The sequence below is a fragment of the Mesorhizobium subarcticum genome (assembly GCF_055456085.1).
This window is the reverse complement of sequence record NZ_JBVBEG010000002.1, coordinates 592,932-613,944: the sequence shown is the minus strand read 5'-3', so window position 1 is coordinate 613,944 and position 21,013 is coordinate 592,932. Positions and strand designations below refer to the sequence as shown.

The window sequence follows — 21,013 nt, the reverse complement described above, 5'->3', positions numbered from 1 at the left end:
GTTAGCGCCTCCGCTTGGCGCGGGGATCGAAAAGGTCGCGCAGGCCGTCCCCGAGCAGGTTGACGGCAAGGACCGTGACGGCAAGGCAGATGCCGGGGGCGAACACCGTCAATGGGGCGATGGCGAGATACAGCCGAGAGCTTGAAATCATGTTGCCCCAGCTCGGAATCTCGGGCGGCACGCCCACGCCGAGGAAGCTCAGCCCCGCCTCCGTCAGGATCGCGCTTGCGCAGACGCCGGCGCTCTGGACCATCAGCGACGGAATGGTGCTCGGCAGGATGTGCCGCCACAGCACTTTCGGCAGGCGCGCGCCGCCGCAGATCGCGGCCTCCACGTAGGGACGCTCGCGAACACCCAGAACCACCGAGCGAACCAGCCGTGCGATGCTTGGCGTCTCGGGGATTGCGATGGCGACGATGAGGATGCCGATGCCGGGGCCGGTCAGAGAAATGAGCGCAATAGCCAGCAGAATCGTCGGGATGGACATCAGGCCGTCCATGACCCGCATGGCGATGCTGTCGAACCCGCGGACATAGCCGGCAATGACTCCGATAAGCAGCCCGCCCAGAGCCGCGCCCGCCGCCGCCGTCAATCCCACCAAAAGTGAGATCCGGGCGCCGAACATCGTTCGTGCAAACACGTCACGGCCCAGATTATCGCTTCCGAACCACATCTCGGCCGAAGGCGGCTGAAGGCGTTTGAATGGATCCATGTTCAACGGATCGCCGGCGTAAAGCGGGGCAGCGAGTGCCAGAATGATCAGCAGCACCAACAGGCCGCCGCCTACAAGGACGAGCGGATGCCGCCTTGCCAGACGGGGAAGGTCAGATATTCGCAGCCGAGCCATCGGCGCGGCTTCAACTGGTGCGGAGATGAGCGTCATAATCAGTACCGGATTTGGGGATCGATCAGCGTATAGGCCAGATCGACCGCGAGATTGATAAGGACGTACAGACCTGAAGTCAGGATGAGCACGCTCTGAATGATGGGGTAATCGCGGTTGTTGATTGCATCGACCACCAAACGACCCACGCCAGGTATGTTGAACACCGTTTCCGTGATGACGACACCGCCAATCAGACCTGCGAAACTTAAGCCGATGACGGTGAGGATCGGGACACCCGCATTCTTCAGTGCGTGGTGGAAAAGCATGGCATAGGACGACGCGCCCTTGGCGGCGGCTGTTCGCATATAGTCTTCCGACAGAACCTCGAGCACGCTCGCCCGCGCGATCCGGGCGATGTAAGCAATGTAGGGAACACTCAAAGTCACTGTCGGCAGGATCAGGTGCACAAGCCACGGCCCCAAGCCATGGTCGATAGGCTGGTATCCTTGGACGGGCAGCCACCGTGTGCTGATCGCGAACAGGTATATGAGAAAGAAGCCGACGACAAACACCGGGACAGAATAACCAAGCGTCGCGAATGCCGTCAGGATGCGATCAACAAGACCGCCAGCTCGCCAGGCGGCAAGGATGCCGAAGGAGACCCCAATCGTCACCGAAACGATCATCGTCAGGATCGAGAGGGAAAGGGTCGGTTCAAGCCGCTGCGAGATCAGCTCGAGAACCGGTCGGCCGGCAAAGATCGAGGTGCCAAAATCGCCGCCGAGCATGTCCCGCACCCAACGCATGAACTGAACCGGCATAGGATCGTTCAGTCCCAACTGCTCGCGGATGCCGGCGATCATCTCCTCCGTGGCCGACCTACCGGCGATGATGGCCGCCGGGTCGCCGGGCGCAAGCCTGAGAAGCAGGAACACGAAAACTCCGACCATCGCCATGACGGCGATGGCCGAAACCATCCTGCGCAGGATGTAGGCACCCATCAGGCCGAGGCCTTCTGCATGTTCCACATCGGCACGATTTGAGGCATGCCAATGAGGCCGGTGAGCGTCTTGCGTCGCGCGATCGGCGAGACGTACTTTCCCAACCTCACATCGCCGACGAAATCCCACCATACTCTTTGCATCTTGCGGGCCAGCGCCTTGCGCTCTTCGAGCGATTCGACATCCGCCCATTTGACCCGCAGCGCCTCATATTCGTCGTTCATCGGCCAGCCGTACCAAGCCTTGTCGCCATTCGCGAGGAGGAATGGTGAGGCGAGCGGATTGCCGAGCGAATAATCGGGTTCCGACGTAATGAACACGCTCCAGCCCCCGTTCCCGACAGGGTCTTTGCTCGCCCGGCGCGTGGAAAGCTCACCCCAGGTCATCGACGCGAGCTCGGCGTTGACTCCAATCTTCCGCAACTCGGCCGCAAGAAACTGCGAGGCATTGTCGCCCTCGCGCCAGTCCGTCGCAGTGAGAATGACGACCTTCTCGCCGGCGTATCCCGCCTCCGCGAGGAACTGCTTAGCCTTTTCGGGGTCGCCACCCTCCTTGTACCATCCTGTGTTTTCGTCGTTGGACACTGGCGTAGCGTCTCCAAAGATCGAAGTGACCGTGTTGAAGTATTTTGGGTTGCCGAACGCGGCGCGCAACATCGCCTCCTGATCGATTAGGTGAAGCACCGCCTGGCGCACCTTGACGTTGTTGAATGGCGGCTGCAGGAAATTCATTCGCAGGACCATGTCCCACCCCCCCTTGTCCAGAACCTGGAGTTCAAGGTTGGAATCGCTCTCGATCACCGGGTAAAGATCGGCGGGCGGGTCCTGCAGGTAATCAATCTCGCCGGCTTGCAAGGCCGAGAGAGCAGTCTGCTGATCGGCGATATTGTCCCAAATGACGCGATCGACGTTGACGATCTTCCCGCCGGCCAATCCATCGGACGGCTCTTTGCGCGGCACGTATTTGTCGTTGCGGTCGTAGGTGAAACTCGCACCCGGCTTGGCGAGAGCTTCATTGAACCTGAACGGCCCCGACCCGATATTTGTGGTCACCTGTTCGGTTGCGGGGCGATTCGCATCCTTCTCGCGCATGATGAACAGGCACGGGGGCGTCAGGTCCGCCAAGACATCGATAAGAATCCCCATCGGCTCCTTGAGCGCGATCGTGAAGGTCTTGTCGTCCTTTTTCGAGATGTCTCTGGCGCGCGCCATGATCAGCTGCCCGCCGGGATGCACCTGGCCCCAGCGACGGATCGAGGCGACGCAGTCCGCCGCGGTGACAGGGGTGCCGTCGTGCCAGCCCAAGCCGTCCCGCAGCTCGAACGTATAGGTCCTCTTGTCGTCGGAAACGCCCCACTTCCCCACCATGCGCCACAAGCTTGGAATCTAACGCAAACAGCGTATCGTAAATCGCCAAGGCATGATTCATGGTGATGTCAGTTGTCGTAAAGATCGGATCGAAGACTTGGAGGTCACCCACTTCCATCCGAACGATCTGCCCTGCCGTCGGTGTCGTCTGCGCCCGCAGAACCGACGGGATAGACAAAGCCGCTCCCGCAGCCAAACCCGTCTTGATAATTTCACGTCGAGAGATTTCCATTTTTAGCTCCCCTTTTTCTTGGATTGTGGCGCACTGCCCTGCCCCAGATCAGCAAACAAAAACCGAAACGTCGGCCGCGGCCGGCCCTCCACCGCGTTGAGCCACGAACACGAGGTCGGTGTGAAGTGGAAGGTGAAGCGCTGATGCCGGTCGAGCCAGGCGCGCACTTTCGGGTGTTTGTGAGCACCGTAGTTGTCGAGAATGACGTGGTCGGCCTTGCTGGCCGGCACTTCGGCGTTGATGGCAGTCTCAACCGGACCTATGCCGAGATGGCGAGCCATTACGGCACCGCAGTTCTCGCAGCCAGGCCGGTCGTCGGCCCTCTTGAAGATCGGATCGGGACGCAACCGCCTGAGCTTGTCGAAGGGTGGCATCATTGCCATCCTCGTAACCGGCGGCAATCATCTTCATGCGGAAGTCGATCATGTCGGCCAGGCTGTGGACGACTTGGTCCGGGCAGCGCGGATCGTCGCTGCAGCGCGCCAGACGGTCCGCCACACGCAGCCGCTTTTTCCACCTCGGGCCTGAGCCAGGACGCCGCTGTTGGACGACAGCATGCCGCCGTCGAAACGGGCGAAGACGGCCTTGCCTCAACAGATGACAAACCGCTCAGCGGCAGCGTAGGATCGGTCATCCGGGTGTGGCCGCTGGAAATGATCCGCGGCTACCGATCTTTCCGTGCGCCCAAGGACTCTGGCGAAGTAGCCGACCGATCATCGTTCCAGAAGGCGGTGCGCACACGGCGACGCATGATCGACAGCAGGCTTATCCCTCGCACGAGCATAAAAATATGAAGGGCGGCCCAGAGCCCGTGGTTGCCAAACGTCTGCCCGAATGCGAATAAAGCGGCGATAAAGGCCGCGAATGATATTAGCATCATATTGCGTATATCGCGCGACCAGCTGGCACCGATGAAAACGGCGTTCATCTGGATGGCCAGCACGCCGCTCAAGGCCGCAAACGCTGCCCAAGGAAGGTAGACAACCGCCTCCGCACGCACGTCCGCTGTCCTCGTTATGGCGCCGACCAATTGTTCGCCGAACGCGAAGACCAGGACGCTCGGAACGCCTGCAAGCGCGAATCCCCAGCCCAAGGTCAGCCTGACAGCGCGCAAGAAAGCCGGATGATCACGGGCGCCGAGGGCGTGGCCAGCGAGGTGCTGGACGGCGGCCGCGAACCCGTCGAGCAAATAGTTCGAGATCAGAAAAAAATGCATCAGCACCGCATTGGCGGCAAGAACCAACGTGCCAAACTGAGCGCCTTGCCGCGTGAACAGGATGTACGCTCCCATCAGCACAAGGAACGGATCATGATGTCGCCATTGAGGTGAAGCATCCGCCTTGTTGCCACCATATTGAACGTTTGCTGGCGCGACAGTTTCGGCATAGCGCGGAAGCGTCCGAAGAGGATCGTCATCCCGGCGATCGTGGCGGCGGCCTCGCCGCACACGGTTCCCCAGGCGACGCCTGCTATGCCCCAGCCGAGATAACGACCGAGAAAGATCGACAACGCGGCATTCACCCCGTTGAGGAGAAGCTGCAGGAACAGTGCGACGGCGGCATTGCCGCGCCCTAGAAAGTAGCCGAGAATCACATAATTGATGAGAGCGGCAGGAGCCGAGATGAGGCGGATGCGCAGATAGAGATCCATCGCGGTGGTCACCGGCTGTTCCGCATTCATGAAAGATTCGCTGATCACGGCAATCAGCGGCTCAAGCAGGACCAGAGCCAACCCTGAAATCGAGGCAGTACAAATGCCCTCCAGAAGACCGCCCTCTCTTCGAGAGTATCGCCGCTGCCGAAAGCTTGAGCGACGAGTCCGGTCGTACCGGAGCACAGAAAATTAAATGTTGCGAAGACAAGATCGAAAACCACGGCCCCGGCTGCCAGACCTCCAAGCATCGCGGCATCCCCGAACTGGCCGATCACAGCCGTGTCGACGAGGCCGAGCAGCGGCGTCGTGAGGCATGCGAGTGTCATGGGAATGGCGATCGCTAGCACCTGGCGATTGGTGACCTGGAATGGCCTGGAGGCGAGGAGGGGAGCTTTCTGTAGCACGTCGAATCCTACTCGATCTGTTTGAACGTTTTCCTATTGGCCAAGAGTGAGAGATGGCGTGATTGACCAATGGATTAAGTCGACGGCGCGCTGAAGTATCGCCGCGGTCTGAGCAGGGCTGGATGAAACGCCGATGACGTGTCCGATCTTGTCTCGCTCGTCGCCGTTCCTGGCGATCTGCGTCTTAGGTTGAACGAACAATTTGACTTCGGCGACACCTGGTACAGCCGCGGCCTGACCGTAGCCGTCAATCCAATCCAGGATGCCATCACGATCAGGAATTAGGATCCGCGCGGCCGCACTATACGAATGCCTTCTGCGCAAATTCAATTCATCCCCGATGACAAGTTTGATGTGCTCAGTGACGAGATCGATCCCGTAGGCCAATTGGACCAGTTGAGGGGTGGGCGAGCCAGCAAGACGCGGGTTGACTTCAATGATGACTGGGCCAAGCTTTGTCCAGCGTAGATCAATGTTCGTTGGCCCCCAGCCAAGCCCGAGAGCTCGCAAACAGCTCAGCGAAACATCGACGATACGCTTATGCTCGTCGTCAGTCAGAACGGCTGGCTGGACGTATTCGCGGCAGACGAAATGTGGTGGGCGACCGAAGTCCGCGGCGGCAATTCCAACAACCTCATTTCCCATTATGTCAACGCTATAATGGGGGCCTTGTGCGAACTCTTCGGCCAGTATCCTTGGCGATGACTGCCATATAGGCCCACCCACCAGATGGTTCGCATGTTCCGCTACCTCATCGAGATTGCGGCACAAGCGGACCCCCCTGCTGCCGATGCCGGCAGCTGGCTTTACAATCACCGGCAGGCCGATCTCCGCGGCAGAGCTTTCTACTTCCGTTACATTCGTTGCTAAGCGATAAGCAGGTATTGGTACGCCGGCCTGCGCGAGGAACTCACGTTGAATGAATTTGTCGCAGCACCTTTCAATCGCTGCTGGGTCCGGTCCCGGCAGATCGAAATACCGGCAGAGCTTGCCAACCGCCGCATAGGCCGTCTCCTGGGCGCTGGTAATGCCTGCTATGTCATGGGTCGCACGTAGCTGGGAACATTCGCTGATCAGCGCATCGAGATTGTCTGTATCGACACGGATTGCCTCAGCGCTTTCCGCCGCAAGATAGTCGCACCGAGCTGGATCAGGCGATAGGGTAATTGGATCAAGCTCAAGACGCCGGGCCGCTTTGACATATAGCGCGCTATTACTTGCGCTGCCAAGTAAAATTAGAGCTCTTCGTGCCATCACTGTCCCCTTGTCGGTGGATGTTTCCCTGCGGTCCGAGAGAAGAACAGCTTGCGCCCTTTTCTTGGCGCGCCCGACCTCAGACTTTGGGGGAAGGTAACATTGTCAGCCATCTGCGGTTGTAAAGCTTCTGCAAATTTATCTGCAGGTTTTGTTGCAATAGCTGCTTATTGCGCGGGAGTGGTGAAGCCGGATTGAGGCGATTTACCGGTTGCAAATTGCGGTTTCCAAGGCATGCCAATTCTCAATCCGGCCTCGGCCGTGCTAGTTCCGCAGAACCGACAGGCCGATGCCGCCGCACGCCAAGATCCGCAGCAGCACTTAGAGACCTCTCTGATTGGGGTCGTTGAGGTCAAGATGCTCCTGCACTTTTTTCTGGACCGTTCCGTGGGTCACTCGCTTCTCTTCGCGGTCGGCGCTCTGGCCGCCGCATGATGGGGTCAGGAGAGCGAGGCGTCTCAATCTGTTTCACGACTTTGCCGAGTTTTGGCCGGCAGGTTCGGGACTCTCAACGAGATCGCCTCGCCCATCGTCCCCACGGAACGATCCGGGCATCGCCGTTTCGGGCGAAGGCTTTGTTCGTGTTGCGTGTTCCTTTGATTGGCCTCGGTTCACGCCGCCGCCGCTCCGCGGCAGGCTCCTTTCCAAAGCGGAATTCGGTTGCCTCGGCCCACATGCGATGCAGGATGACCGCGAGCTTGCGGGCCACCGCCACCCGCGCCCGCGCCATGCCCCGGCGCCTGGCGATGGTCATGCCCCAGGCCCTGAGGCTCGACCACTTCTTCGATCGCACGAGCAGCGAATGCGCTGCCTCGTAGAGGGCGGTGCGGGCGAGTTCATCGCCGCAGCGGCTGACCCTTCCCTGGATGTCGGTCTCGCCGGACTGGTAGCGCGCCGGCGTCAGCCCCAGATGCGCCCCTACCGCCCGCGACGAGCCGAACCGCTCCGGCCGGTCGATCGTGGCGCGGAAGGCAAGCGCGGTGATCGGCCCGACGCCCGGCGCGCTCATCAGCCGCCGGCAGACTTCCTCCTTGCGCACGATATCGAGAACCTGCTTGGTCAGGCGGGCGAACTCTCCCAGCATGACGGCGAGGATCGCAAGCAGCGGCTCGACCATCGCCATCATCTGGGCGTCGGCGCCGGCCAGTTCCCGCACGCGGCCGGCAAAAGCGCTGCGCGACGGCAAGCCCAGTTTGACGCCGGCCTCGCGCAGCATCGCCCGCACCACGTTCTCGATCGAACGCATCTCGTTCAGCACCGTGCGGCGGGCAACCAGCAGCGAGCGCCAAAGCCGGCACTGCCGGCTCTTGACGTGCACCTGCTGATACCAGCCGGTGCGCATGATCTGCGCCAGCGCGCGGGCGTCATTGCGATCGGTCTTGTTGGGCATGGTCTTCATCGCCGCATTGGCCTGCCGCGTCTCGATGCAGATCGCCTGCAAGCCTTCGGCGTGCAATCCATCGTGAAGCCAGGCTGTCAGCGAGCACGCTTCCAGGCCGATCCGCTCAAGCGGCAAGCCGGTCCCCTTCAGCGCGTCACACAACGCCTGCGGATCGCTCAACGCTCTCGCCTCCTTCACGATCCGGCCAGTCTCGTCGACAATGCAAATAGAGGTCTCTTCCAAAGACACGTCCAGTCCGGCAAAGTACTTCATGGCTGCTCCTTCCAAATGTTTGTGGCGACTCACATCGACCACGTTTTCACATTTCGACAGGAGCAGCCGCCATCATCTGGCTCGGCCGAGACCCCAATCACCCCATCTGTTTTGAAAATCAGGGATGTGCATTTCGTCGGATCATGTTTCCACCCATGGCGACGAGGATCATGGCGTGAGAGACGTCGATGCGCTGTTCATAGTCGCGCACGAGGCGCCGCCAGCGCGTCATCCATCCGAATGTGCGCTCGACCACCCAGCGGCGGGGCAGGACCTGGAAGCCCTTCTGGTCCTCGGATCGACGGATGATCTCGACGACGAAGTCGAGATAGGCGGCTTTGTCCATGAGCTTCAGCCGGTCATAGGCGCTGTCGGCGAACAGATGTTTCACCCAGGGCCAACGCTTGCGGATGCCGTCCAGGACCGCCTAAGCCCCGGCACTGTCGGAGATGTCGGCGGTGGTGAGGTTGACCATCAAGAGCCGCCCATCGGTATCGACGGCAATGTGGCGCTTGCGGCCGACAATCTTCTTGCCGGCGTAACCGGGGCAGATTACCGGGCGGTGGGGGTTTGCAGGCGCGTGCGTTCGTGATTCACCCTTTGCGTGACGCGGCCTTTATCAACCAAAGACCGCAATATCCTTGTGATGTATGGCTTTTCATGCGATTCTTCGGGCTGGTCTAAGGAGGTGAGAATGCCTGAAATGCTTGCAGCGCTTTCCAACATTCGGACTGTTGAAGAAATGATCGCGGCCTTCCGGGATGAGCAGCATTGCCGTCGGTTGCTGGAAAGCATGGTGTGGCCGGATGGCCGGATCTGCCCCGCCTGCGGATACAAACGCTCGATTGCGCTTGCCGGTCGCGATACCGGCAAGCGTCGCGCCCGACCGGGTCTTTATCAATGTTCCAGCGGCGATTGCCGGTTCCAGTTCACGGTGACGACACACACGCCTCTGCACTCCACGAAGCTTCCCTTGCGTGTTTGGCTGAAGGCCATGTGGCTGTTACTGCAATCCGACAAGGGCTTGTCGTCGGTGCGCCTGGCCGAGGCGCTCGGGGTGAGCCAGCCAACGGCCTGGCGGATGGGACATGCACTGCGTCTCATGGTGGCGCGGGAGAACATGCTCGCCGGCACGGTGGAGATCGACCATTTCCATCTCGGTGGAAGGCCCAGAAAGAATCCCGACGACCCGCCTCCGGGCCGCGGCCGGAAAGGCCAGGCGAATACGGACAAAACGCCAGTCATGGCAATGGTGCGGCGCCCGAGTGACGTCATGCCTGGCACTCTGGCCGGTGACGCGCGTGCCGCGGTCGTGACCAGTCTCTCGGCGCGAGCAAGCGAACGCGTCATTGAAGCGCAGATCGAATTGGGAGCTCATTTGATGAGCGACGAGTGGAAGGCATTCATGGCCATTGGTAGAGCTTTGCCAAGCATGAGACAGTGAAGCATTCCAGCGGTGAGTATGTGCGCGACGCCGTCCACGTCAATTCGGTCGAAGGTTTCAACTCCCGCGTCCGCCGTACCATCGCCGGCGTCTTTCATCATATCAGCCCGCAGCATGCCGACCTGTATTTCCACGAGGTCGGCTTCCGATGGTCGCAGCGCGTCGTCACAGGAAACGTCATTCGCAAAACCCGGCATGGCCGGGAGAGCGTGCGAACCTTGTGGTCGCGCGTGCCGCCTGCGCTGCAATTGACGAATGTTTTTCGCACCGCCACGGGTCGTCAGATGCGCCGAAGCCCGGATGGCGGCATCATCATCAAATCAGCCGTAGCTGTCTTTGGTTGATAAAGGCCCGTGACGCTACCACCGACTGATTCGCTTTCGCTTGCGGAACTCCGCGGGCTGGTTTCTGCGCTGATCGGCGAAGTGCGCGGTCTTCAAGGCCGGGTCGAGAGCCTTGAGATTGAGAACCAGGCGCTACGCGCCGAGAACCAGACCCTGAAGGATGAGATCGCCCGGCTGAAGGACCTGCCGCCGCGTCCCCCGGTCAAGCCGACCAAGCCATCGGGCATGGAGAAGGCGACGCAGCCGACATCTGGCAAGGGCAAGCGCCGCCGGCGCGGCGCCAAGCGCGACGGCGGTCGCGTGAGCCGCGAGGTGACGGTTGCGGTGAGCGCTCCTGCGGGCTCTCGCTTCAAGGGGTATGAGACGATCCTGGTGCGCGATCTGGCGTTGTCGGCCGAGGTGGTGCGCTGACGCTGGCGTCCAACCGCGTGGTAAGTGTGGACCTCATATCTTCCGTCATGCGCGCGCGGTCGAAATGCTGCGGGCCGCAGTGCCTCAAAAGGTCATCGGCGACCTCCTGGGACACCGTTCGACAGGATCGACGGCTCCCTACCTCAAGCTTGCTACCGAGGACCTCAGGACTATCGCGCTTGACGTGCCGGGCATGGAGGTGCTGGCATGACCGCCCGCTGGCCCGATCCCGACCGCGCGAACATCGGCCGCTATGTCGCGAGCCTTGATCTGCGCAGCATGAAAAGCCGAACCTGTTATAGGCAGGTCTTGCATGGCTTCCAGGATGTCGCCGAACGTTACGAGGCACTCGGTCAAGAAGTGCTGCTGGCCTGGCTACGAGAATCAGCCATTCGCCGGGCGGCATCCACGCTCTTGCACCGCACCCGCATCATTGACCGGTTCCTCGAACGCCTGGTGGAAATCGGCGCGATCGAACGCAATCCCGTCGCCGCTCTGCGCGATGAGTGCAATATCAAGCAGAGCATGCCGATCTGGCGGGCATTGGCGTCGCGGGATCCGGAACAGGCTCTTGCCGAACTGCGCCAGCCTAGGCCATTCGGCAGCGTACTGGGAAAAATGATGGCCGAGCATGTCGCGATGATGCGGCGCAGAGGATACAAATACACTTCGCAGCCCCTGTTGCTCTTGCGGTTCGACCGGTTCCTGCAGTCGCATCCGGGACCGGAAACCGAACCGCTGAGCGCCATGATCGATCGATGGGCGGCAACGAATGGCACGCGTCACCACGCGGAGGAATGCGAAAAGCTCAAGCGCGTCTTGGCGAAAATCCTTCGTCACCGCGACCCGTCGATGCCTGAGCGGCGACCGGACCCGAGACCGAGGAAGCAGGCCGCCAGGCAATGGCGAAAGCCCCATATCTACTCGCCTGCCGACGTGCGACGGATGCTCGACGTCGCACGTACGTATCCGTCGCCACGGGTGCCGCTTCGACCGCGGAGCATGTACACGATGCTGCTGCTGGCTTATTGCGCAGGCTTACGGCGCGGCGAGCTTGCCCGTCTCGATCTTGGTGACGTTGACCTGCAGGACGGTACGATAACCATCCGGCAGACCAAGTTCTTCAAGACCCGGATTCTGCCGCTACCCGACAGCGTTGTAGTCGAGCTTCGGGCCTACATCGATGCGCGGCGGCGTGCCGGTGGATCACAGGACGCGCGCTCCGGCCTGTTCTGGCACGAGCGAGGCGACGGCCATTACACGCCGGAAATGATCACCTGGCTGCTTGCTGACGTCATACGCCGCGCTGGGCTGAAGCCATTGCGAGGAAAAACAGGTCCTCGCGTTCATGACCTGCGCCACTCGATGGTCGTGAACAGGATCCTCGAATGGTACCGAACGGGCATCAATCCACAGGATCGCCTGCCGTTCCTAGCCACCTACCTCGGCCATCGGGACATCAACTCCACCCTGGTCTACATCACCGTGACGCAGGACCTGCTGCATTATGCAAATGAGCGGTTCCGGGCAGTTGGCGCACCATGCCTCAATCTGAGGCAGGAGGTGGGGTCATGAGCAGGGATGATCGGTTCCCGGTCCTGCTGCGCGCGTTCTTCTATGAATGGCTGGTCGAGCAGCGCAACGCGTCCATCCACACAGTCCGGTCCTACCGCGACACCTGGCGGCTGCTGCTTCGGTTCGTTGCGCAGCGTGCTGGGAAGAAGGTGGCTATGATCACGCTGGCCGATCTGGCCGCCAACGAAATCGCCGCGTTCCTCCGCCACGCCGAACGTGAACGTGGCGGTACGATCGGCACGCGCAACTGCCGGCTTGCTGCGATCCGCAGCTTCTTCCACTTCGTGGCCACCAGGGATCCCGCATCGATCGCGCAATGCGTCGAAGTCCTCCACATCCCGATCAAGCGCGCTCCGGTGTCGGAACCGTGCTATCTGGATCCGGCGGAAGTAACGGCGATCCTCGCTCAGCCAAATCGTTCGAGAGTTGAGGGCATGCGCGATCATGCGCTGTTCTCGTTCCTCTACAACAGCGGCGCACGAATACAGGAAGCGCTCGACCTGTGCCCCGAAGCAATCCGGTTCGAAAGCCCGAACTGCGTGCGTCTGACCGGCAAGGGCCGGAAGGAACGTATCTGCCCGCTCTGGCCGGAAACCGTGATGTTGCTGAAGAAACTGCTTGAACGGCAACCGCGGGCGCCCGACCAGCGGCTGTTCGTCAACCACTATGGTGAGCCGCTCAGCGCCTCGGGAGTCCGGTTCAAGCTCGCCGCCTACGTGAAGGCGGCGGCCGAAACCATGCCAACGCTGCGTGCCAAGCACGTAACGCCACACGCCTTCCGGCACTATCTACCCTGCCGGACTATGTCGGGTAGCTAGATTTCGATCAAATATTTCAAAGAGTTATAGATAGCGTGTAGACATAGTTTGTAACCCGTCCAGCAATTCAGCTTGGAAAGGGAGCCAACTATGAAGTATTTCATCAATGATGATTTGGCGTTGTCGCGGCCGCCAGAGGGCCCGGTGACGAGTTACGTTATTCCGTTCGCCGAATGGCTTGTTGATCGAGGCTACGGTCTTTTTTCCCTGAGGAACCAGGTGCTGATGGCTGCAGGCTTCAGCAAGTGGCTCCGGCAAAAGGGGATTGAGCTAAGCGACATAAGTGGAGACCATCCTGGGCGTTATTTGCTGGACCGAGTGCAGCAGCCAAAGCGTGGAGATAACGCCGCTCTTCGGCATCTATTGGCTTTTTTACGAAGCCAGAATGCAATCGCCGAAGAGATTGAGGCCCCGTACAGTCCATCACCGGTAGAACAACATGTGCTAGCATATGAGCAATATTTGCAGGATGCACGTGCGCTGTCTCGTCCAACGATTATAAATTACCGGCCAGTCGTTCGAGATTTTCTCAACTACCGCTTCAGTGATGGTGGGGTGTCGCTCGCGCAACTGCGCGCCGTCGACGTGACCGATTTCGTGCAAAAGAGGGTTTCGCGCCTCAACATGCGACGCGCCAAAATCATGACGACCGCATTGCGGTCGTTTCTCTCCTATGCGCGTTATCGTGGAGACATCACGTCAGACTTGGCGGCAGCAGTTCCGATCGTGGCAAACTGGTCGCTCTCGTCTATTCCTCGTGCGATCGGCCGCGAAGAGGTAGCTCGTTTACTCGCCAGCATTGATCGGGATACGCCCATCGGATGTCGCGATTATGCGATGATCCTCGCATTGGCGCGATTGGGATTGCGGTCGAGCGAGCTGGTGACGCTCGAACTCGACAATATCGATTGGGCAGCCGGAGAGATCCATGTGGTTGGCAAGAACGGGCAGCGCAACGATCTTCCGTTGCCTGCGGATGTTGGCGAGGCGATTGCCTACTACCTGCGGAAGTCGCGTCCACGCAATGCCAGTCGTCGCGTCTTTTTGCGCGACAAGGCCCCGATCCGTGGTTTCACTGGCCAGAGTGGACTCGGGTCAATTATCCGACGCTCACTCAAAAGGGCCGGGATCGACGCTCCCACCAAGGGAGCGCATCAGTTCCGCCACGGCCTCGCTTCAGAGATGCTGCGGGGCGGCGCCTCGCTCGGTGAGATCGGCGAAGTTCTGGGGCACCGTCATGTGGAGACAACGGCGATTTACGCCAAGGTTGACCTCAACGCCCTGCGAACATTGGCGGTGGCATGGCCGGGAGAAGTTCAATGAGCGCACTCCGACAGGCTGCCCACGACTATATCGAGATGCGCCGCGGATTGGGGTTCAAGCTACGAGAAGCGGGAAGAGGATTGATCGATTTCGTCACCTTCCTGGAGGCCAACGACACGCCATATATCACGACGGAGCTGGCCCTTGCCTGGGCTCAGCGACCATCGCATGCGCAGCCTTCGCATTGGGCGAGGCGGCTGGGTTACGTCCGCGTATTCGCCCGTCATCGAGCTGCCACTGATCCGCGGACCCAGATTCCCCCAGACGGTTTGCTACCCTTTCGCCCGAAGCGGGCACGGCCTTATCTCTATTCAAAGGAAGACATCGAGCGCCTCCTGTCCGCAGCGCTTGAGATGCCGTGCCGATATACCCGCGGTAAGCTCAGGCCGTGGACCTATTATTGCCTGTTCGGATTGCTGAGCGTTTCCGGCCTGCGCCTCGGCGAAGCCCGCAACCTCAAGCTCTCGGACATCGATTTCGATGCCGCTGTGCTGACGATCCGCGGCACGAAGTTCGGAAAGTCCCGTCTTGTGCCGATGCACGCATCAACCAGCACAGTGCTCCAGGATTATCTCAAACGCCGCCGGCAGCATTGTGCAGCCCAGGCGGCGTCTCCCTATTTGTTCACTTCCCAGTTGGGCAACCGCCTTGATGTGGGAGACATTCATCGAACATTCTATGCTCTGTCTCGCCAGATCGGCCTGCGCGGCGCAACCGACAGCCACGGCCCGCGCCTGCATGACATGCGGCATAACTCCGAGTGCCGGATTATTCCGAGTGACGGTCCGGGAGGCCAAAGAGTGCGGGCGATCTGTGGCTGTTGGGTCGGCATAATCAGAGGCTCTTCAGGAATGCAAGGAGATGGTCGTCGGGCTTGTAGCGGCCCAACCGGATGTCGGCCGTGTCGGTCTTCGCCAGAGCTTGCTCCTTGAGCTTCATGTCGGCCTGAAGATAGATGGCGGTGGTTTCGACCGACTCGTGGCCCAGCCACAGAGCAATGACCGAGCGGTCGACGCCGTGCTGGAGCAGGTCCATTGCCAGGGTATGCCTCAGGACATGCGGCGTTACGTGCTTGCTGGCCAGCGATGGGCAGTGGCGACGTGCGACGGCGAGGTGCTTGTTCAGCAGATATTGAAGTGCGTCGTGACTCAATGACGTGCCGCTTATCGTCGGGAAGGCAGGATCGGCGCTCCGCCCGCGTCGCTCGGCAAGCCAGGCACGCAGCACCGTGACCGTATCCTTGCGAAGCGGGGTATTGCGGAGTTTTCGGCCCTTTCCCTGACATTGCACATAGGCGGCCGGGCCAAGGACAATGTCCTCGCAGCGAAGGCCGACGATTTCGGCAGCACGCAGGCCGGTCTGCACGGCCAGCAACAGAAGCGCCCGGTCACGGCGCCCGATCCAGCTGCCGAGGTCGGGGGCGGCGAGCAAGGCGGCGACTTCGACGCTACTGAGGAAGGCGACCGGCCGGCGCACGTAACGCTTGCTCGGAATGGCGAGCACGCGCTGAGCCAATGCGCTGTGTTCCGGCGCATGCAAGGCCACATAGCGGAAGAAGGAATGGATGGCGGCAAGACGGACATTGCGGCTCCTGGCGCAGTTGTCGCGTTCGTGTTCGAGATGATCGAGGAAGGCGCCAAGGAAGGCGGTGTCGAGATCCGGCAAGGTGACGTGCGAGGCCCCCTTGCGTAGCTGCCGCTGGGCATAGGCCAGCAGCAGGCAGAAGGTATCGCGGTAGCTCGCCAGCGTATGCGGGCTTGCTTGTCGTTGTCTGATGAGGCGATCGGTGAAGAAGGCCTCAAGAAGAGCGGGGAACGTTGGGGCGGCGCTCATGGGCGGGATTCCGGCTGAGATTGTTCCGCCCGCAGCAGCGCTTGCTGCAGCAGCTCCGGCGTTGCCGTCAAATACCAATAGGTGTCGGTGATGTGGGCATGGCCGAGATAGGTCGCCAACTCGGGCAGGTGGCGTTCGACATCGATGCCGTTGCGATACCAGCGCAGCAATGTTGTCACGGCCAGTCGGTGGCGAAGGTCGTGCAGGCGTGGCCCGCGGGAGTCATTGGCGCCGCGGAGGCCGACCTCGCGCGACAGCTTGACGAACGTCCACCGCACGGCCCATTCGGTTAAACGCATGCCGCGCTCGGAAAGGAAGAAGCTGGAGCTCAGGGGATTGGGGCATGACCGGTCTCGGCTGGCCGCATAGATTTTGAGAGCGTGTTGCGTCGAGGGGTGAAGCGGCACGTAGCGCGACTTGCCGAACTTCGTGTCGCGAACCGTCAGCACGCCATCAACGAGATCGGTGTCGCCGCGATCGAGACGCAGCGGTTCGTTACAGCGCATGCCGGTCGCCGCGTACAAGCCGAAGAGCGTGGCATAGGTCTGCGGGCGAAGGCCGACTGTCGACGGCAAGCGCTTTGCCGCGTCGATCAGTCGGGTGATCTCTTCGTCGCGGTAAACATAGGGCGACGATGGCCGACGATACCGGTGAGGAAGAAGGTCGGGCGGCGGGACGACGGTCTGCGGGTCAATGGCGCTGCAATAGCGCGCGAGCCGGCGAACCATCGCCAACCGGTTGGCCCACTGGGCGGGCTGTGCCTCTGCCGGCTGCATGGCCCAGGCCAGGGCAATCTCGGTGGTGATGACGGTGGCGCCGGAAGATTCGGCAAAGACAACGAAGCGCTGCAGCAACCGTCCGGAAAGACGCAGCTTATGGCCGAGGGCGCGGCGCGCGGCCAGGTACTCTTCGAGCGCCGCTTGCAACGCGCTCATGATGCGACTCCTGGCCAGGGTAGCGCAATGGCACGCAACGCCGCGATGTCGACTTTGGCATAGATCTGTGTCGTGTTCGGCTGGCTGTGGCGGAGAAGTTGACCGATTTCAACGAGCGAAGCGCCGCGGCGCAGCAGATCGGTGGCGAGTGAGTGACGCAACAGGTGCGCACCCTTGAACGCCGGCGTCAGACCGGCGCGCTTGAGCGCACGATGGACGATGCAGCAAATAGTCGACGGGCTGACAAAACTCCGTCTGGGCGCCTTTATGCGAATGAAGACGCGGCGTGTTGAGCAAGCAGGCCGATCTTGCCGCAGATAGTCGACCAAGGCGGCACCGACATCCGCCGGCAGTGGCAGCCGCGCCAGCCGTTGACCCTTGCCATGCACGACGATCTCGCCGCAATCCCAGTCGAGATCGTCCAGGGTCAAGGCTGAGACTTCGCCACCCCGTAAGCCGAGGCGCGCGAGCAGCATCAGAACCGCGTAGTCCCTGCGGCCGGCCGGTGTTCTCCTGTCGCAAGACGCAAGGAGCCGTTCGACCTGTTCGGCAGGCAGCGCCTTCGGCAGATGTGCCAAGCGCCAGCCGGCGATCCCAGGCACCGCGACAGCGAGATCGGTGGCAAGCAACCCGCGTTGCTGGAGGAAGCGCAGAAACGAACGCAGCGCCGTGACCGCCAACTTGGCGCGGCCGGGCGAACCGGCCTGGGCGCGCCGCACGATGAACCGATGAACGTCGCCCACTCGCAAGCGGTCAAAATCCGGATCGTTGCCGCCAAACTGTTCGTCTAGGAACCCACGAACAATCGGCAGATAGTTCGTCAATGTCGATGCCGAGAGACCACGCTCGGTGCGCAGGAATTCCCCAAATGCGTCGATCAGCTTACCCTTGGCGCTCGTATCGACCTCCAGCAGCGGTACCGGCACGCCGCCCGTGTCGCGCAGATATCGGAGCAACTGCCGAATGGTCCAGGCATCGCCACGCCTCGGGCGCCGACCAAGTTCCGTCAGAAATCGATCTGCGTCCTCTTCCCCGAGCAAGCTCAGCGGAACATCCTGCCTCTCCACCCAAGCACTGAAACCAGCCAGGAGCTTCATCTTCTCCCGAACAGTCGCTTTGGCGTATCCCTGGCCATCGAGCAAAGCCTCGAAACCATCCAGGTGGCTAGCCAATCGGCCTATCCAGCGATCTTCGGCTAGCGTCTCATTCAGATCAAGCATTCGTCTGTCTCCCTGTAGCGTGGGAAAGTCCACGCTCAGAAAGAGCAGCCGAATAATGCCGAGCAATCAACGGCCGACGCTGATCCAATTACTTGCAATCATTAAAAAATTACGCCGCAGCGATGGCGTGACTCGGAATAATCCGGCACTCGGAGTTATGCCGATAATTCCGAGCTCGGAATTAGCGGCATGTGTTCGCGACGAACACGCTGGTGCGGTGGTACGAAGCCGAGCAGGATCCCGAGCGGCTCCTGCCCATTTTGTCCACCTATCTTGGCCATGTCCACGTGGCCGATACCCAATGGTACCTCAGCGGTTCACCCGAACTGATGAAAGAAGCAATGCGCCGCCTCGAGCGCAGATGGGAGGATCGGACATGACCAAACATGCCAGCCTGGCGCCACTCTTGGAGCGCTTTTTCATCCAACGCCTGATGCAACAGCAGCAGGCAAGCCCCCATACGATCAGTTCCTATCGCGACACATTTCGGCAGTTGCTGAAGTTCACTGCACGAACAGTGCATAAGCCGCCGTCTCGGTTGAGCTTCGCGGAAATCGACGCGCCGTTGATCGTTGCCTTCCTTGATGATCTGGAGAACCATCACGGTATCAGCGTCCGCAGCCGCAACCTGCGCCTCACGGCGATTCATTCCTTCTTTCGCTATGCGGCCTTCGAAGCACCCGAGCATTCCGCCCAAATTCAACGCGTGCTCGCGATCCCCAGCAAGCGATTCACTCGAACCCTGGTCAATTTCCTGACCCGCCCAGAGGTCGATGCCTTGCTGGCCGCACCGGATCAATCGACCTGGTCCGGGCGACGTGATCACGCGTTCCTGCTGGTCGCCGTGCAGACCGGATTGCGGCTATCGGAGATCACCGGTCTCAAGCGCGACGATCTGTTCTTCGGAACGGGCGCCCACCTGCGCGTCATTGGCAAAGGGCGCAAGGAACGCTGCACGCCATTCGCAAAGTCTACGACCGCAGTCTTGAGAAGCTGGCTGAAAGAGCCTCAGCGCGGAGAAGAGAGTATCCTGTTTCCCAGCGCCAGAGGTGAGCGGCTGAGCGTTCATGGTGTTCAGTATATGCTGAACAAACACCGCCAGAGCGCTTCTGCCATTTGCCCGTCGCTGAATGGAAAGCGCGTCACTGTTCATCGTTTGAGGCACACGATGGCCATGGACCTCCTGCAGGCGGGCGTCGATCGCGCCGTCATCGCTCTGTGGCTCGGCCATGAATCGGTCGAGACCACACAGATCTATCTCGAGGCGACGTTGGCGATGAAGGAGGCGGCGTTGGCAAAGACCTCCCCATATTCCGGTAAGTCATCCCGCTACCGACCTGACGACAATTTGTTGGGGTTCTTGAACAACCTGTAAATCGGGCAGACTATGTCGGGTGGCTCGGGCGTTTCTGCAGGAAATCTCCATGTTTCTCAGATGCTTGCATTTGAAGTCGTAGCTACCCGACATAGTCCGGCAGGGTAGATAGTGACGGCTATGTCGACCAAGATATAGCCGGCACACGACAGCCGTGCACCTCATCTCGGCGGGCGTCGACGTTACGGTCATCCGAAGCTGGCTCGGCCATGTGAGCCTCGACACGACCAACCACTATGCCAGGGCCAATCTGGAAACGAAGCGGAAAGCCCTGGAAAAGGTCGCCGCTCCAACCACACCCGGCGGCCAGCCATCTTGGAAGCGCGATGCGAGCGTGCTCGCCTGGCTCGACACGCTCTGAAATAATGCGGAGGAACATGGACAAAAACGGCGAGAATCTGCCGATCAGACCGCGCTCCTCCGCATTATGGTCACCTCACGATTAGTGAAGCGGGGCAAGAACGACGCCGCAGATGCCGAGGCGATCTGCGAAGCCGTCCGCCGCCCGACCATGCGCTTCGTTCCGGTCAAGACGCCGGAACAGCAAAGCATCCTGATGGTTCATCGGACCCGAGCTCTGATCGTGCGCCAGCGCACGATGGCGGCGAACGCCTTGCGGGCGCATCTGGCAGAGTTCGGCCTAGTCTGCAACCCGGGCGTGGTGAACCTCATAAAGCTTACGCGCGCCGTCTTCGACGAGCATGATCCGCAGACCCTGCTTCCGGAGATGGCGAAGGTGGCGATGTCGACGCTGGTTCGTCGGCTCCTCGAACTGGAAGACGAACTGCGGAAGCTCGACAAGGTTTTGCACGAATGGCACCGCCGGAACGAAGCGAGCCGGCGCCTGGCCGCCGTTCCTGGCATCGGCGTGATCACCGCCACGGCTATCGTGGCCACCGTCAGCGAGCCCGGCCAGTTCCGCTCCGGGCGCCAGTTCGCTGCCTGGCTCGGCCTCGTACCCAAACAGAACTCGAGCGGTGACAGACAACGTCTCGGCGGTATCTCGAAGCAGGGAGACCGCTATTTGCGACGGCTCCTTGTCGTCGGCGCCACGGCCGTGATCCGCCACAATCGAGGCAAGGAGACACCAGGAGCCCAGTGGCTGCAATCACTGCTGGAGAAGAAACCCGTGAGGCTGGTCTCAGTCGCGCTCGCTAACAAGACCGCCCGGATTGCCTGGGCTCTTCTTGCCCGCGGGCAGCAGTTCAATCCTTACCGGATCGGCGCCTGCTGACCGGCCCCAGCCGCAGCAGGTGAACACAGGAGTTGGTGACGGCAAAATGTGATGCGAGATGATCGACCAAGAACGAGAACACCCCGTCTGATTCAATGCGTCTCGAATGC

The 21,013-nt window shown here is 60.9% G+C and carries 13 protein-coding genes and 11 pseudogenes; 12 read left to right on the top strand and 12 right to left on the bottom strand.

All coding sequences use genetic code 11. The features are described from left to right. Window position 1 precedes the first annotated feature (1 nt). The 7 genes and pseudogenes from ACZYHG_RS34920 to ACZYHG_RS34890 all read right to left on the bottom strand — a co-directional run bounded on the left by ACZYHG_RS34920 (window position 2) and on the right by ACZYHG_RS34890 (window position 6,737). Window positions 2–883 carry an ABC transporter permease gene (locus ACZYHG_RS34920; protein ID WP_464614964.1) on the bottom strand — a complete coding sequence of 294 codons (882 nt, stop codon included), beginning with the start codon at window positions 881–883 and terminating at the stop codon, window positions 2–4. A gap of 2 nt (window positions 884–885) precedes the next feature. Next, window positions 886–1,827 (bottom strand): ABC transporter permease, encoded by a 942-nt coding sequence (locus ACZYHG_RS34915; RefSeq protein ID WP_464614963.1) that lies wholly within the window; start codon window positions 1,825–1,827, stop codon window positions 886–888. Next, window positions 1,827–3,426: pseudogene (locus ACZYHG_RS34910) on the bottom strand (ABC transporter substrate-binding protein). The gene ACZYHG_RS34915 and the pseudogene ACZYHG_RS34910 overlap by 1 nt, the downstream one beginning before the upstream one ends. An 83-nt stretch (window positions 3,427–3,509) precedes the next feature. Continuing rightward, window positions 3,510–3,671: pseudogene (locus ACZYHG_RS34905) on the bottom strand (transposase); the annotation flags it as partial. A gap of 63 nt (window positions 3,672–3,734) precedes the next feature. Beyond that, window positions 3,735–4,060: pseudogene (locus ACZYHG_RS34900) on the bottom strand (transposase); the annotation flags it as partial. 30 nt (window positions 4,061–4,090) lie between these two features. After that, window positions 4,091–5,405, bottom strand: a pseudogene (locus ACZYHG_RS34895) (MATE family efflux transporter). A gap of 111 nt (window positions 5,406–5,516) precedes the next feature. Next, complete coding sequence (locus ACZYHG_RS34890; RefSeq protein ID WP_464614962.1) at window positions 5,517–6,737, bottom strand: ATP-grasp domain-containing protein; 1,221 nt, start codon at window positions 6,735–6,737, stop codon at window positions 5,517–5,519. Window positions 6,738–6,971: 234 nt separating this feature from the next. Between ACZYHG_RS34890 and ACZYHG_RS34885 the strand changes: the two genes are divergently transcribed. After that, on the top strand, window positions 6,972–7,172 hold the full coding sequence (locus tag ACZYHG_RS34885; RefSeq protein WP_464614961.1) for a hypothetical protein: 201 nt from the start codon (window positions 6,972–6,974) through the stop codon (window positions 7,170–7,172). 196 nt (window positions 7,173–7,368) lie between these two features. On the opposite strand, the pseudogene ACZYHG_RS34880 reads toward ACZYHG_RS34885, so the two are convergent. Further along, window positions 7,369–8,391: pseudogene (locus ACZYHG_RS34880) on the bottom strand (IS110 family RNA-guided transposase); the annotation flags it as partial. Window positions 8,392–8,509: 118 nt separating this feature from the next. After that, a pseudogene (locus ACZYHG_RS34875) lies at window positions 8,510–8,935 on the bottom strand (IS5 family transposase); the annotation flags it as partial. A gap of 150 nt (window positions 8,936–9,085) precedes the next feature. Here ACZYHG_RS34875 and ACZYHG_RS34870 point away from each other — a divergent pair. The 7 genes and pseudogenes from ACZYHG_RS34870 to ACZYHG_RS34840 all read left to right on the top strand — a co-directional run bounded on the left by ACZYHG_RS34870 (window position 9,086) and on the right by ACZYHG_RS34840 (window position 15,238). Next, window positions 9,086–10,179: pseudogene (locus ACZYHG_RS34870) on the top strand (IS1595 family transposase). Between the two features lie 9 nt (window positions 10,180–10,188). Then, entirely contained in the window at window positions 10,189–10,590 is a 402-nt protein-coding gene (locus ACZYHG_RS34865; RefSeq protein WP_464614960.1) for an FtsB family cell division protein, read from the top strand. Further along, window positions 10,538–10,801 carry a tyrosine-type recombinase/integrase gene (locus ACZYHG_RS34860; protein WP_464614959.1) on the top strand — a complete coding sequence of 88 codons (264 nt, stop codon included), beginning with the start codon at window positions 10,538–10,540 and terminating at the stop codon, window positions 10,799–10,801. Before ACZYHG_RS34865 ends, ACZYHG_RS34860 begins: the two co-directional genes overlap by 53 nt. Further along, entirely contained in the window at window positions 10,798–12,165 is a 1,368-nt protein-coding gene (locus tag ACZYHG_RS34855) for a tyrosine-type recombinase/integrase (protein ID WP_464614958.1), read from the top strand. The genes ACZYHG_RS34860 and ACZYHG_RS34855 overlap by 4 nt, the downstream gene beginning before the upstream one ends. Then, a pseudogene (locus ACZYHG_RS34850) lies at window positions 12,162–12,950 on the top strand (tyrosine-type recombinase/integrase); the annotation flags it as partial. The gene ACZYHG_RS34855 and the pseudogene ACZYHG_RS34850, both read left to right, overlap by 4 nt. A gap of 123 nt (window positions 12,951–13,073) precedes the next feature. Then, a complete protein-coding gene (locus ACZYHG_RS34845; protein WP_464614957.1) occupies window positions 13,074–14,306 on the top strand; it encodes a site-specific integrase in 1,233 nt (410 codons plus the stop codon). Next, window positions 14,303–15,238, top strand: coding sequence for a tyrosine-type recombinase/integrase (locus tag ACZYHG_RS34840; RefSeq protein ID WP_464614956.1), 936 nt, complete (start codon window positions 14,303–14,305; stop codon window positions 15,236–15,238). The genes ACZYHG_RS34845 and ACZYHG_RS34840 overlap by 4 nt, the downstream gene beginning before the upstream one ends. On the opposite strand, the gene ACZYHG_RS34835 is transcribed toward ACZYHG_RS34840, so the two are convergent. Genes ACZYHG_RS34835 through ACZYHG_RS34825 form a run of 3 tightly spaced genes read right to left on the bottom strand, consistent with a single transcriptional unit; the run spans window position 15,141 to window position 18,360 of the window. After that, the gene (locus ACZYHG_RS34835) at window positions 15,141–16,139 is read right to left on the bottom strand and encodes a site-specific integrase (RefSeq protein WP_258580649.1); all 999 of its coding nucleotides are present in this window, start codon (window positions 16,137–16,139) and stop codon (window positions 15,141–15,143) included. The two genes, ACZYHG_RS34840 and ACZYHG_RS34835, sit on opposite strands and share 98 nt — an antisense overlap. Further along, the gene (locus ACZYHG_RS34830; RefSeq protein ID WP_464614955.1) at window positions 16,136–17,074 is read right to left on the bottom strand and encodes a tyrosine-type recombinase/integrase; all 939 of its coding nucleotides are present in this window, start codon (window positions 17,072–17,074) and stop codon (window positions 16,136–16,138) included. Before ACZYHG_RS34830 ends, ACZYHG_RS34835 begins: the two co-directional genes overlap by 4 nt. Next, window positions 17,071–18,360: a site-specific integrase gene (locus ACZYHG_RS34825; RefSeq protein WP_464614954.1), complete on the bottom strand. Its 1,290-nt coding sequence runs from the start codon at window positions 18,358–18,360 to the stop codon at window positions 17,071–17,073. The genes ACZYHG_RS34830 and ACZYHG_RS34825 overlap by 4 nt, the downstream gene beginning before the upstream one ends. A 119-nt stretch (window positions 18,361–18,479) precedes the next feature. Here ACZYHG_RS34825 and ACZYHG_RS34820 point away from each other — a divergent pair. From ACZYHG_RS34820 to ACZYHG_RS34805, 4 genes and pseudogenes are all read left to right on the top strand, one after another. Then, window positions 18,480–18,674: pseudogene (locus ACZYHG_RS34820) on the top strand (tyrosine-type recombinase/integrase); the annotation flags it as partial. Beyond that, window positions 18,671–19,669: a site-specific integrase gene (locus tag ACZYHG_RS34815; RefSeq protein ID WP_464614953.1), complete on the top strand. Its 999-nt coding sequence runs from the start codon at window positions 18,671–18,673 to the stop codon at window positions 19,667–19,669. The pseudogene ACZYHG_RS34820 and the gene ACZYHG_RS34815, both read left to right, overlap by 4 nt. Window positions 19,670–19,796: 127 nt before the next feature. Beyond that, a pseudogene (locus ACZYHG_RS34810) lies at window positions 19,797–20,030 on the top strand (tyrosine-type recombinase/integrase); the annotation flags it as partial. Window positions 20,031–20,114: 84 nt separating this feature from the next. Next, a pseudogene (locus ACZYHG_RS34805) lies at window positions 20,115–20,903 on the top strand (IS110 family RNA-guided transposase); the annotation flags it as partial. Between the last annotated feature and the right edge of the window lie 110 nt (window positions 20,904–21,013).

Coding starts and splice junctions, on each gene's coding strand:
- ACZYHG_RS34920 (WP_464614964.1), bottom strand. CDS start 883: ATGACGCTCATCTCCGCACCAGTTGAAGCCGCGCCGATGGCTCGGCTG.
- ACZYHG_RS34915 (WP_464614963.1), bottom strand. CDS start 1,827: ATGGGTGCCTACATCCTGCGCAGGATGGTTTCGGCCATCGCCGTCATG.
- ACZYHG_RS34890 (WP_464614962.1), bottom strand. CDS start 6,737: ATGGCACGAAGAGCTCTAATTTTACTTGGCAGCGCAAGTAATAGCGCG.
- ACZYHG_RS34885 (WP_464614961.1), top strand. CDS start 6,972: ATGCCAATTCTCAATCCGGCCTCGGCCGTGCTAGTTCCGCAGAACCGA.
- ACZYHG_RS34860 (WP_464614959.1), top strand. CDS start 10,538: ATGAGACGATCCTGGTGCGCGATCTGGCGTTGTCGGCCGAGGTGGTGC.
- ACZYHG_RS34855 (WP_464614958.1), top strand. CDS start 10,798: ATGACCGCCCGCTGGCCCGATCCCGACCGCGCGAACATCGGCCGCTAT.
- ACZYHG_RS34845 (WP_464614957.1), top strand. CDS start 13,074: ATGAAGTATTTCATCAATGATGATTTGGCGTTGTCGCGGCCGCCAGAG.
- ACZYHG_RS34840 (WP_464614956.1), top strand. CDS start 14,303: ATGAGCGCACTCCGACAGGCTGCCCACGACTATATCGAGATGCGCCGC.
- ACZYHG_RS34835 (WP_258580649.1), bottom strand. CDS start 16,139: ATGAGCGCCGCCCCAACGTTCCCCGCTCTTCTTGAGGCCTTCTTCACC.
- ACZYHG_RS34830 (WP_464614955.1), bottom strand. CDS start 17,074: ATGAGCGCGTTGCAAGCGGCGCTCGAAGAGTACCTGGCCGCGCGCCGC.
- ACZYHG_RS34815 (WP_464614953.1), top strand. CDS start 18,671: ATGACCAAACATGCCAGCCTGGCGCCACTCTTGGAGCGCTTTTTCATC.